This window comes from Haemophilus sp. CCUG 66565, from assembly GCF_001679495.1.
GTDB classification, from domain to species: domain Bacteria; phylum Pseudomonadota; class Gammaproteobacteria; order Enterobacterales; family Pasteurellaceae; genus Haemophilus; species Haemophilus haemolyticus_K.
Genome location: NZ_LZOX01000013.1, coordinates 253,939 through 265,775 on the forward strand (window position 1 = coordinate 253,939; position 11,837 = coordinate 265,775).

An 11,837-nucleotide genomic window follows, 5' to 3' on the forward strand; every position below is an offset into this window, starting at 1 on the left:
AAAGAAGAAGTGCGGTGAAATTTCACCGCACTTTTTTATATCTAATTACCCGCTAAACCATCCCTAATTCGTTTTTCAAACTGATCATAATCCACTAAAAACGCATCGTGTCCGTAATCTGATGGGAATTCGTAAAAATGTAAATCGACTCCACTTTGTTCTAAAAGCTGTTTACTTTTATAAAGGTCAACTGGCTTAAAGAGCTGGTCCGTTGTCACAGAAACCAGCGTATAACGCGCTTTAATGCGTGATAATGCCTCTTTGACATTTTCATACCCAATGCTTGGATCATACATATCCAACGCACGTAACAAATGCAAATAACTATTGGCATCAAAACGTTCTAAAAATTTTTTACCTTGGTAAGAAAGGTAGGATTCAACTTGAAAGTAGTCACCCCAAAAGCTGCCATCTGATTTTGTTGCTCGTCCAAACGCTTTTGCAAGCTGTAAATCAGTACGGTAAGTCAACATACCTAGCATACGAGCAATAGATAGTCCTTGATCCGGCGGTGTACCATCATAGTAATCGCCACCATTAAAATTAGGGTCATTAATGACCGCTTGACGCATAACATGGTTAAAGCCTATGGCTTCCGCACTAAAATAAATGGATGAGCAAAGATTCACGATATTATCCATAAAATCAGGATAATCAATCGCCCATTGATTCGCTTGCATACCGCCAAAAGATCCACCAATAATGGCTTTTAAATGACTAATGCCAAGATGATCAAGCAAGGCTTTTTGTACTTTGACAATATCTTGCAAGACAATATTAGGAAATTGGCTACCATAAGGTTTACCCGTTTGCGGATTAATTGATGAAGGCCCTGTTGTTCCCTTGCAACCACCTAATACGTTTGAGCTAATAAAAAAATAACGATCCGTATCCAATGCTAAACCTTTGCCCATAAAATTCTGCCACCAGCCATCGCGACCATCATCGAAATAAGGCTCAGCATCGCCAGTCAAAGCATGGCAAATTAATACCGCATTATTTTTTTCGGCATTGAGCGTACCATAAGTTTGATACGCGACATTGATATGGGAAAGCTTGCCACCAAGCGTCATGGTTAAAGGCTGTGTGTCAAAAAGCACTACATTTTGCACAGACATTGGAAACCTATCGTAATAATGAGAATGGCGCTTAAACTATCAGTAAGTCGATTAGGTTGTCAAGAAATTTTAGCCGTCTAAACGGCTAAATTATCACACATCAATGCAATTCATAAAATCCATCAAATTCTCCTTGAAGTGCGGGGAATTTTTCATTATGTTTACAGACATGATAATAAAAAAATTACCATCAAAATTAACCGCACTTTTTCGTATATCGATCTATACAATCTTTGCACTGATTATGCTTTGCTTGCTTGTCGATAAAGGCGTAAGTTTTTATGTGCGTGATAAGATATTCACGAGTATTGATGAAATCCCCCCTCGAGCATATGCTCTTGTGTTGGGCACATCGAAATATATTATTGGTGGAAAACCTAATGCTTATTACGAGTATCGTTTAGCCGCAGCAAAAGAGTTGATCGATCATCAAAAAGTCAATTACCTTTTACTAAGTGGCGACAATCGCACTGTCCAATATAACGAACCAAGAGCAATGTTTCGTGATTTACGAAAAATGGGCGTATCAGAAGCCTCTATGTTCCGCGATTTTGCTGGTTTTCGTACGCTAGATTCCGTTATCCGCGCAGATAAAATTTTCCAAGTACAAGCATTTACGATTGTCAGTCAAAAATTTCATTGCGAACGCGCACTTTTAATTGCTAAAGCACATGATATTGATGCAATTTGTTTTGTAGCCAAACAACCTGAATTACCTCTATCTACTCGAATAAGAGAAGTTTTTGCGCGTATAAAAGCGGTTTTGGATTTGATATTAGGTGTTGAGCCTTATTTTTTGGGAGAGCCAGAACCACTGCCCTCCCCTATAAATAAGGTAAATTGATGTTTACTCTATAACCGACCAAAATTCGGCTACGGTGTGGAAAGATCCAAAGACTAAAACAACATCATTTTTTACCGCACTTTTGAGTGCAGTACGCATACCATCCATAACAGAATTATCTGATGTAGCTTGAACATGTGGGAAATGACTTTTCAGTTTATCAGCTAATTCATCGCCTGACTGCCCGCGATAGCCGCCTAAGGTGACACAATGCCATTCATCAATAATAGACGTTAAATGCGCAAATACACCATTTGCATCTTTGTCTTTGAGCATCCCACATACGGCAATAATTTTGCCTTCTATGCTATGTTTAAGTGCGGCCAATTTTTCAGATAAATATTTTGCAGCATGAGGATTATGCCCCACATCAACGATGATTATTGGCAAGGTTTCAACTGGTACGCCAAGATAATCCGCTAATTTTTCACGTCTATCTGCTTTTATTGCTTGAAAACGACCAACCAGTTCTACCTCTTGCAAAGATTTTCGCAAAGTCTGTTCCGAAATATCAAAAGGTAAACATTGAACGGCTGCAAGAGCCGTTGCAGCATTCGCCAATGGAATCTGACAAAACGGCAAATTTTCTAACCGCACTTTTTTATTTTGCCATTGCCAATTTTCAGCATTTTGCTCAAATGACCAATCCACATCACGTCGGGAAACTTGGCAATGTAATTTTCCAGCCTGATCTAACATTGTTTGTGGCACATTAGGTTCGCCAATCACGACAGGGCAATTTTTGCGGAAAATTCCTGCTTTTTCAAAAGCAATGGCCTCTCTGGTATCCCCAAGAAAATCGGTGTGATCAATATCGATGCTAGTAATCACCGCAAGATGGCTATCCACAATATTGGTCGCATCTAAACGGCCACCTAACCCCACTTCTAAAATCACCACATCTAATTTTGATTGCTTAAATAAATGCAATGCAGAAAGGGTGCTAAATTCAAAATAAGTCAGCGATTCTGTTTTGTTTTCATCAATAAAGGCAAAAGAGGCGGTATGTGCTTCATCTGGTAAATCTTGATTTTGAATGCGTACTCGCTCGTTATAACGTAGTAAATGAGGCGAAGAATACACGCCCACACGTAATCCGTGATTAAGCAGAATCGTTTCTAACAAACGGCAAGTCGTGCCTTTACCATTCGTCCCCCCCACCGTTATCACATAAGGGGCGGGATGAAGTAAATCCAATTTTTCTGCCACGGATTTAATACGATCTAAACCAAGATCAATAGGTTTAAAATGGCTTTTTTCTAAATAAGAAAGCCACTCAGCGAGTGGCGAAGTGGCTTTAAGTTGCATATTATTCATCTTCAGAAATGAGTTCAGGTTCTACAAAAGGAGAAGGTTGATTCGTTAATTTACTCAATACACTTGCTAAAGTTTTACGCATTTCTGAACGTTTCACGATCATATCAATTGCCCCTTTCTCAAGTAAAAACTCACTACGTTGGAAACCTTCTGGCAATTTTTCACGTACTGTTTGTTCAATAACGCGAGGCCCCGCAAACCCAATTAAAGCTTTTGGCTCGGCAATATTTAAATCACCCAACATCGCAAAACTTGCTGATACGCCGCCTAAAGTTGGATCTGTTAATACTGAAATAAATGGTACGCCTTTTTCACGCATTTGGGCAAGTACTGCACTGGTTTTTGCCATTTGCATTAAAGAGAATAATGCTTCCTGCATACGTGCACCACCACTCGCAGAGAAACACACAAACGGACAATTCATTTCCATAGCTTTTTCAGCCGCTTTAACAAATTTTGCACCCACAACAGACCCCATTGAACCGCCCATAAAAGCAAAGTTCGACGCAGCCACAACAATTGGCATATTATAAAGTGTACCAGTCATGGTAATTAACGCATCTTTTTCACCTGTTTCTTTTTGCGCCGCACTGATACGATCTTTATATTTCTTTAAATCTTTAAATTTTAAAATATCTTTTGGTTCTAAATCTGCCGCAATTTCTTGGCTTGAACCTTCGTCCAATAATTTTAATAAACGCTCACGTGCGTCAATACGCATATGATGACCGCATTTAGGGCAAACATAAAGATTACGTTTGAGTTCTTCACTATAAAGTACTTGTTCACAAGCAGTACATTTAGTCCACACGCCTTCCGGCACATTTGCTTTTCGAGTAGAAGAAGACGGACTCTTACTAAAAATTCGGTTAATCCAGCTCATTTTTCGACCTTTTTATTGACTAGAAAATTCTGCGTATTAGACCATAAATTTGCAGAATTTGCTACTTGTAAGGCGTTTTTGTACTGCTCCGATTTCCTTTAGAGACTTTCAATAAATATGAGAAATAAATCCATGATTGAACATTTTTTTTATTTCTTTGTCTCATAGAGCACGTTATCTGAAATCTATTTTGGAGTATTTTATGAAAAAAACACGTTTTGTATTAAGCAGTATTGCTCTCGGATTAAGTGTCTTGACTACACCATTTGTGACTCAAGCTGGTTTACCAAGTTTTATTTCAGAGCAAAATAGTTTGGCACCCATGTTAGAAAAAGTTCAACCTGCAGTAGTGACACTTTCTGTTGAAGGAAAAGCAAAAGTTGACTCACGTTCTCCTTTTCAAGACGATATTCCTGAAGAATTTAAATTCTTCTTCGGTGATCGTTTTGCTGAACAATTTGGTGGAGGCGGTGAATCAAAACGTAACTTCCGTGGTTTAGGTTCTGGCGTCATTATTAATGCAAATAAAGGCTATGTTTTAACGAATAATCATGTTATTGACGGGGCAGATAAAATTACCGTGCAATTACAAGATGGCCGTGAGTTTAAAGCCAAATTAGTGGGTAAAGATGAGCAATCAGATATTGCGTTAGTACAGCTTGAAAAACCAAGTAATTTAACAGAAATCAAATTTGCTGATTCCGATAAATTACGAGTAGGCGATTTCACTGTTGCAATTGGTAATCCATTTGGTTTAGGTCAAACTGTGACATCTGGTATTGTTTCTGCATTAGGTCGCTCAACTGGCTCTGATAGCGGTGCTTATGAAAACTATATTCAAACTGATGCTGCGGTAAACCGCGGTAATTCAGGTGGTGCATTAGTCAACCTAAATGGTGAACTCATTGGTATCAACACCGCGATTATTTCGCCAAGCGGTGGCAATGCAGGAATTGCCTTTGCGATTCCAAGTAATCAAGCAAACAATTTAGTGCAACAAATTTTAGAATTTGGTGAAGTACGCCGAGGATTGCTTGGTATTAAAGGTGGCGAACTCAATGCTGATTTAGCCAAAGCCTTTAATGTAAGCGCACAACAAGGCGCATTTGTAAGTGAAGTTTTACCGAAATCTGCTGCTGAAAAAGCTGGCATTAAAGCGGGGGATATTATCACGGCGATGAACGGTCAAAAAATCTCAAGTTTCGCAGAAATGCGTGCAAAAATTGCCACCTCTGGTGCAGGAAAAGAGATTAGTTTAACTTACTTACGCGATGGTAAATCTCACGATGTTAAAGTGAAATTACAAGCGGATGATGGAAATCAACTTTCCTCTAAAACAGAATTACCTGCGTTAGATGGCGCAACATTGAAAAACTATGATGCAAAAGGCATCAAAGGGATTGAAATCACCAAGGTTCAACCGAACTCGCTTGCTGCGCAACGAGGTTTAAAAGCTGGCGATATTATTATTGGCATAAACCGTCAACTGGTTGAAAACACATCTGAATTAAGTAAAGCGCTTGATGAGGAGCCATCGGCTGTGGCCTTAAATATTTTACGTGGAGACAACAATTTTTACTTATTAGTGCAATAATTCTTCCACCAAAGATATAAACAAAAAGTCCGATCATGATGATCGGACTTCTTTTTTTATGAAGCAATTGCTTTCAACAAATCTGCCACAAATTCTAACCGCACTTTGTTATCAGATAGGTCTTTCATAAACTTAAATTTCAATGGGCCATCAAATCGATACACAATAGGTTCTTTTTGAATTAATTGAATAAATTTATCTGGATTCACTTGTGCTTTTGGTGAAAACTCAATAAAACCGCCTTGCGTTCCTGCATCAATTCGCACAACTTTCAACGGCTCAACCAACAAACGCAACTCTGCAATTTGCAGTAGATTTTTTGTCGCATCTGGCAATAATCCGAATCGGTCTATCAACTCAACTTTTAACTCATCCAACTCTGATTTACTCTCTGCTGCGGCAATACGTTTATAAAAAGATAAACGCATATTCACATCACCTAAATAATCATCAGGCAATAAAGCTGGCACGCGCAATTCAATATCCGCTTGTTGTTGCGTCAATTCTTCTAATGATGGTTCACACCCTTCTTTTAACGCTTTAACCGCCGCATCCAATAATTCCATATAAAGCGAAAAACCAATGCTTTCGATTTGTCCGCTTTGTTCGTTTCCGAGTAATTCGCCAGCGCCACGAATCTCTAAATCATGAGTAGCCAAGATAAAACCAGCCCCAAGATTATCAAGATTTTCCAACGCATCTAGACGGCGTTCGGCATCTTTTGTCATCATTTTAGGTGGTGGCGTAAGCAAATAAGCATAAGCCTGATGATGTGAACGCCCGACTCGTCCGCGTAATTGATGCAACTGAGCCAAACCAAAATGATCTGCTCGTTCAATAATAATGGTATTGGCCGTTGGCACATCAATACCCGTTTCGATAATGGTTGAACAAACTAAGACGTTATAACGCTGATGATAAAAATCACTCATCACACGTTCTAACTCACGTTCTCGCATTTGTCCGTGCCCCACAATCACTCGCGCCTCTGGAACAAGTGCTGTCAGTTTTTCTGCTGTATTTTCAATGCTTGCGACATCATTGTGGAGATAATAAACCTGCCCGCCACGTAAGATTTCACGCAAAATCGCTTCTCGTACAACAAGATCGTCATTCTGGCGGACGAAGGTTTTAATACTTAATCGGCGCGCAGGAGGCGTAGAAATAATGGAAAGATCACGAATACCATTCATCGCCATATTAAGCGTTCGCGGAATTGGCGTTGCCGTTAGGGTAAGAATATCGATATTCGCACGAAGCTGTTTGATTTTCTCTTTTTGCCCTACACCAAAACGGTGTTCTTCATCAATAATCAACAAGCCAAGATCGCTAAATTTTACATCTGATTGAATTAATTTATGGGTACCAATCAGTATATCGACTTTGCCTTCTGCAAGATTTTCAAGAATTTGTTTTTGTTCTTTTGCAGTTTTAAAACGCGATAACACTTCTACATTCACAGGCAAATTCGCAAAACGATCTTTAAAATTCTCATAATGCTGTTGGGCTAACAGTGTGGTTGGCACTAGCACTGCTACTTGCTTATGATTCATCACCGCCAAAAAGGCAGCGCGCATTGCCACTTCAGTTTTACCAAACCCCACATCACCACAAACAAGACGATCCATTGCTTTTGGCTGACACATATCCGAAATTACCGCATTAATTGCCATTTCCTGATCGTAGGTTTCCTCAAAAGGAAAAGTTGCGGCAAATTGTTGAAATTCTTCACGATCATATTTAAAAGCAAAGCCTTTCTTCGCTTCGCGTTGTGCGTAAACATCTAGTAACTCGGCCGCCACATCACGAATTTTCTCCGCTGCTTTTTGACGCGATTTTGCCCAAGCCTCGTTACCCAATTTATGTAATGGCGCACTTTCATCAGAACCACCAACATAACGGCTAATCAAATGTAATGAAGTAACAGGCACATAAAGTTTTGATTCATTTGCATAATTTAGCAGCAAATATTCTGCTTTAATGCCACCTGTATCTAAGGTGACCAAACCGCCATAACGCCCCACACCGTGATCAAGATGCACAACTGGCTGCCCTATTTTCAGCTCGGCAAGATTGCGCACAAGCGTGTCAGGATTAATTGTTTTACGTTTATCTCTAGAACGTTGTTGAACGCGCTCACCAAGTAAATTAGCTTCGCCAATAATCGCAACAGGAAGCGATTGTTCAATAATAAAACCTTGTTCAAGAGAACTGACTAACAAGCTAAATTTTTCATTTTTAGCCTGATCCAATGATTGAATTTGTTTTGGCTTGAGTTTTAACGGTGAAAGCAAATCAAGCAAATTCTCTCGGCGACCTTCCGTCTCCACAGAAAACAGTACATTTCCTTTAAAATGCTCAATAAATTGACGTAATTGTCCCAATGGTTCTTTTTGCTGGGATTGAATGGTCACTTCTGGTAAAGCAGCAACAGATAAATTTTTCTGGCGTACCGATGACCGCACTTTTTCCGCTTTAAATGTAATGCGTGGATAAGATTTCAATCGACGATTGACTTCGTCCACATTAAGCCATAATTTTTCAGGCGGTAAAAGCGGACGCATCGGATCCACTTTACGTTGTTCATAACGCTGTTTTGCATCTTGATAAAAACGCTCACCCTGCATTTGGTTATTTTCCATATCTATAAACAGCGTTTGTTCTGGCAAATAATCAAACAAAGTCGCCATTTCAGAAAAGAAAAGTGGCTGCCAATATTCAATGCCAGAAATCAATGTACCTTTACTGATTTGCTGATAAATATGTTCGGGATCTCGACGAATCTCCCCAAAAGTTTCACGAAATTGCGCACGGAAAAATTCAATCCCTTTGTCATCCGTTGGAAATTCGTGAGCCGGCAAAAGGTTAATTGAGTTAATTTCATCAAGAGTACGTTGCGTATCCACATCAAAAGTGCGAATGGAATCAATTTCGTCATCAAAAAAATCAAGACGAAAAGGCACCGAACTTCCCATTGGGAAAAGATCCAACAAGGCTCCACGAACAGCGTATTCACCGTGTTCTAATACTTGCTCCACAGCACGATAGCCCGCTGCTTCCAATTGTAAGCGCATTTTATCGATGACCAAACGATCACCTTTTTTAATCAGAAGCACATTGTGTTGTAAATATTGTGGCGGACAAAGACGTTGCATTAATGTCGAAATTGGCAATAAGAAAATGCCTTTTTTCGCATTTTGTAAATGGAAAAGCGCACTTAAACGAGAGGAAATAATTTCTTGATGAGGGGAAAAGGTATCGTAAGGTAAGGTTTCCCAATCAGGGAAAAGGCATACATTTTGACTGCTTAATTCCGATAAAATACGTGATAAACGCACCGCACTTCGCGTATCTGGTGTCACCACTACGGTTAAATTTTGATTTTGCTCTGCAATTTCACTAATCGCCAATGCATCAGCGCCGGGTAATACATTGCCTAAAATTTTGTGATCATTGGGTTGGGTAGGAATATCAGGTTGGAAAAAAGCCGTTTTCATAAATATCAATAACGCATTAATGCTTGTTTAAAAACTGACGAACAGTTTACTGAAGTTCATAATATATTTCAACAATCAACTGTTTAAAAAAACAGTTAGTTAATATTATGCAAAGATAGTTTATCCGCCAGAACGTTTTATCTCATCTATTTTCATAGTAAAATGTCCGTATTGTGATAAGGAACAGAAAAATGAAAAATACCGAGATCTTACTCACCATTAAACTTCAACAAGCACTTTTTATCGATCCAAAACGAGTGCGTTTACTCAAAGAAATTCAACAATGCGGTTCGATTAATCAAGCAGCAAAAAATGCAAAAGTGAGCTATAAAAGTGCGTGGGATCATTTAGAAGCCATGAATAAAATCAGTCCTCGCCCATTGCTTGAACGAAATACAGGTGGAAAAAATGGCGGAGGCACAGCGCTTACCACTTATGCCGAGCGTTTGCTACAGCTTTATGATTTATTAGAACGTACGCAAGAACACGCTTTTCATATTCTACAAGATGAATCCGTTCTGTTAGATAGTTTGCTCACGGCAACTGCACGTTTTTCTTTACAAAGTAGCGCACGCAATCAATTTTTTGGGCGAGTGGCACAACAACGAATCATTGACTCTCGTTGTGTTGTGGATGTGAATGTGCAAGGATTACCAACGCCGTTGCAAGTTTCAATTACCACTAAAAGCTCGGCTCGTTTGAAACTCATTACGGAAAAAGAAGTGATGTTGATGTTCAAAGCGCCTTGGGTGAAAATTAGTGAAAAAACACTAGAAAATCAATCTAATCAGTTCCCTGTAAATATCAAATCACTTAATGAAGAGGAAGCCATCCTTCAATTTGCTGACAGCGACATTGAATTTTGTGCCACGGTCCACCAGCCAAATCAATGGCAAATCGGGCAACAAGTTTGGATTCATATTGATCAAGAGCAAATTATTTTAGCGACGCTAGGTTAATCTCAAAGTGCGGTAAATTTTGGAAGAATATTTTGATCATACAAAAAAGACAGGGTTGATGCCTGTCTTATTTGTTATCAATTAAAATCCTAAACTAATTAGAAATATTTTTTACAATCAGCGTAATACCATCCACACGTTCAACTTCAATCAATGCGCCAACCGTGAGATTATCGCCTTGAATACGCCAAGTTGTATCACCAAAAGCACCTCGACCAATTCCATTCGCGCCAAGTTCTTGAACAATACCTTGTTTACCAAGTAACGCATGATCGCGTTGATTTAATGTTGAATGAGATTGATCATGGCGATCTTTACCATGTTGATATTTCCACCAAATCACTGAAAGTATGCAAGCTAATAGCGCGTAAAAAATAGCAAGTGAGGCAAGAGAAAGGCTGGGAAAAAGAAATTGTACAAATGCCGTCACTAAAGCTGCTAATCCCCACCATAGCAAAAATATCCCAGGTGTAAGCACTTCACCAATAAGCAAAATAAAGCCTAAAATCAGCCAGTGCCAAAGCGTCCAATTTATTAACCAATCCGCCATAGATTCTCCTATTTGTTGTAAAGGCTTTTTATTACAAAAGTGCGGTGATAAACGATTAAAAAAATCACCGCACTTTATCTAAATTAAGATTTCTTATCGCCCTTTAATAACTCCGCAATACCAGCAACAGAACCAATTAAATTGCCAGCTTCTAATGGCATAAGCACGACTTTACTGTTTCCTGAACTTCCGATTTCTTTCAATGCTTCCGTATATTTTTGTGCAATAAAGTAGTTAATCGCTTTGGTATCACCGCTGGTAATTGCTTCAGATACCATTTGCGTTGCTTTTGCTTCAGCTTCCGCAGCACGTTCTCGGGCTTCAGCTTGTAAAAAGGCTTCTTGTCGCTCCCCTTCCGCTTTTAGAATTCTAGCTTGTTTTTCACCTTCAGCACGGAGAATCTGAGCTTGACGAATCCCCTCAGCCTCTAATACTTCAGCACGTTTATTTCGTTCCGCTTTCATTTGAGCATTCATAGAATCAATCAGTTCACGAGGCGGACGAACATCACGAATTTCAATACGCGTTACTTTAATCCCCCATGGATTTGTCGCTTCATCCACAATAGCCAATAATCGACTATTAATAGAATCACGTTGGGAAAGCATTTCATCAAGCTCCATCGAGCCAAGCACGGTTCGAATATTTGTCATGGTTAAATTGATGATAGCTTGTTCCAAATGGTTTACTTCATAAGCCGCACTTCGCGCATCAATCACTTGCACAAAACAAACCGCATCAATAGAAACATTGGCGTTATCTTTAGAAATCACTTCTTGTGAAGGAATGTCTAAAACTTGTTCCATCATATTAATTTTACGGCCAATACGATCAACAAAAGGCACCACTAAATTTAACCCTGGCATTAACGTTCTTGTGTAACGACCGAAACGTTCGATTGTCCAGTTATAGCCTTGTGGTACGGTTTTCACTGTAGAAAACAAAATTAATGCGACTAATATCACAAAAATTAATGTGGAAATAGCGAATCCATCAAGCATATTTTTTCTCCTTTATTAGGGTAGATTTAATGAAAAAAGTCTATCAAATCCACCCGCACTTTTATAGCCCATTT

9 protein-coding genes are annotated in these 11,837 nt (G+C 39.2%); 3 read left to right on the top strand and 6 right to left on the bottom strand.

The window, feature by feature from the left end:
- Nucleotides 1-41: 41 nt before the first annotated feature.
- Nucleotides 42-1,118, bottom strand: coding sequence for a homoserine O-acetyltransferase MetX (gene metX / locus A9501_RS04930; protein ID WP_065265136.1), 1,077 nt, complete (start codon nt 1,116-1,118; stop codon nt 42-44).
- 157 nt (nt 1,119-1,275) lie between these two features.
- Here metX and A9501_RS04935 point away from each other — a divergent pair, with 157 nt between their 5' ends.
- Nucleotides 1,276-1,962 (top strand): SanA/YdcF family protein, encoded by a 687-nt coding sequence (locus A9501_RS04935; protein ID WP_065265137.1) that lies wholly within the window; start codon nt 1,276-1,278, stop codon nt 1,960-1,962.
- A 3-nt stretch (nt 1,963-1,965) separates the two neighbouring features.
- Here the strand turns inward: A9501_RS04935 and folC are convergent, their stop codons facing one another.
- Both folC and accD read right to left on the bottom strand, forming a co-directional pair.
- Nucleotides 1,966-3,270, bottom strand: a complete 1,305-nt coding sequence (gene folC / locus A9501_RS04940) for a bifunctional tetrahydrofolate synthase/dihydrofolate synthase (protein WP_065265138.1) — start codon at nt 3,268-3,270, stop codon at nt 1,966-1,968.
- A 1-nt stretch (nt 3,271) separates the two neighbouring features.
- Nucleotides 3,272-4,162 (bottom strand): acetyl-CoA carboxylase, carboxyltransferase subunit beta, encoded by an 891-nt coding sequence (gene accD / locus A9501_RS04945; RefSeq protein ID WP_065265139.1) that lies wholly within the window; start codon nt 4,160-4,162, stop codon nt 3,272-3,274.
- A gap of 202 nt (nt 4,163-4,364) precedes the next feature.
- On the opposite strand from accD, the gene A9501_RS04950 reads away from it, so the two are divergent.
- Complete coding sequence (locus A9501_RS04950; protein ID WP_065265140.1) at nt 4,365-5,756, top strand: DegQ family serine endoprotease; 1,392 nt, start codon at nt 4,365-4,367, stop codon at nt 5,754-5,756.
- A 56-nt stretch (nt 5,757-5,812) separates the two neighbouring features.
- On the opposite strand, the gene mfd is transcribed toward A9501_RS04950, so the two are convergent.
- Nucleotides 5,813-9,253 carry a transcription-repair coupling factor gene (gene mfd, locus A9501_RS04955; RefSeq protein WP_065265141.1) on the bottom strand — a complete coding sequence of 1,147 codons (3,441 nt, stop codon included), beginning with the start codon at nt 9,251-9,253 and terminating at the stop codon, nt 5,813-5,815.
- 191 nt (nt 9,254-9,444) lie between these two features.
- Between mfd and A9501_RS04960 the strand changes: the two genes are divergently transcribed.
- Nucleotides 9,445-10,212 (top strand): TOBE domain-containing protein, encoded by a 768-nt coding sequence (locus A9501_RS04960; protein ID WP_065265142.1) that lies wholly within the window; start codon nt 9,445-9,447, stop codon nt 10,210-10,212.
- Between the two features lie 94 nt (nt 10,213-10,306).
- Here the strand turns inward: A9501_RS04960 and A9501_RS04965 are convergent, their stop codons facing one another.
- Together A9501_RS04965 and A9501_RS04970 are read right to left on the bottom strand one after the other, a co-directional pair.
- Complete coding sequence (locus tag A9501_RS04965; RefSeq protein WP_046939317.1) at nt 10,307-10,762, bottom strand: NfeD family protein; 456 nt, start codon at nt 10,760-10,762, stop codon at nt 10,307-10,309.
- A gap of 83 nt (nt 10,763-10,845) precedes the next feature.
- The gene (locus A9501_RS04970; RefSeq protein WP_005628412.1) at nt 10,846-11,763 is read right to left on the bottom strand and encodes an SPFH domain-containing protein; all 918 of its coding nucleotides are present in this window, start codon (nt 11,761-11,763) and stop codon (nt 10,846-10,848) included.
- Nucleotides 11,764-11,837 lie beyond the last annotated feature (74 nt).

Excerpts from the sequence above, each read along its gene's own strand:
- metX (WP_065265136.1), bottom strand. The coding sequence starts at position 1,118 with ATGTCTGTGCAAAATGTAGTGCTTTTTGACACACAGCCTTTAACCATG.
- A9501_RS04935 (WP_065265137.1), top strand. The coding sequence starts at position 1,276 with ATGTTTACAGACATGATAATAAAAAAATTACCATCAAAATTAACCGCA.
- folC (WP_065265138.1), bottom strand. The coding sequence starts at position 3,270 with ATGCAACTTAAAGCCACTTCGCCACTCGCTGAGTGGCTTTCTTATTTA.
- accD (WP_065265139.1), bottom strand. The coding sequence starts at position 4,162 with ATGAGCTGGATTAACCGAATTTTTAGTAAGAGTCCGTCTTCTTCTACT.
- A9501_RS04950 (WP_065265140.1), top strand. The coding sequence starts at position 4,365 with ATGAAAAAAACACGTTTTGTATTAAGCAGTATTGCTCTCGGATTAAGT.
- mfd (WP_065265141.1), bottom strand. The coding sequence starts at position 9,253 with ATGAAAACGGCTTTTTTCCAACCTGATATTCCTACCCAACCCAATGAT.
- A9501_RS04960 (WP_065265142.1), top strand. The coding sequence starts at position 9,445 with ATGAAAAATACCGAGATCTTACTCACCATTAAACTTCAACAAGCACTT.
- A9501_RS04965 (WP_046939317.1), bottom strand. The coding sequence starts at position 10,762 with ATGGCGGATTGGTTAATAAATTGGACGCTTTGGCACTGGCTGATTTTA.
- A9501_RS04970 (WP_005628412.1), bottom strand. The coding sequence starts at position 11,763 with ATGCTTGATGGATTCGCTATTTCCACATTAATTTTTGTGATATTAGTC.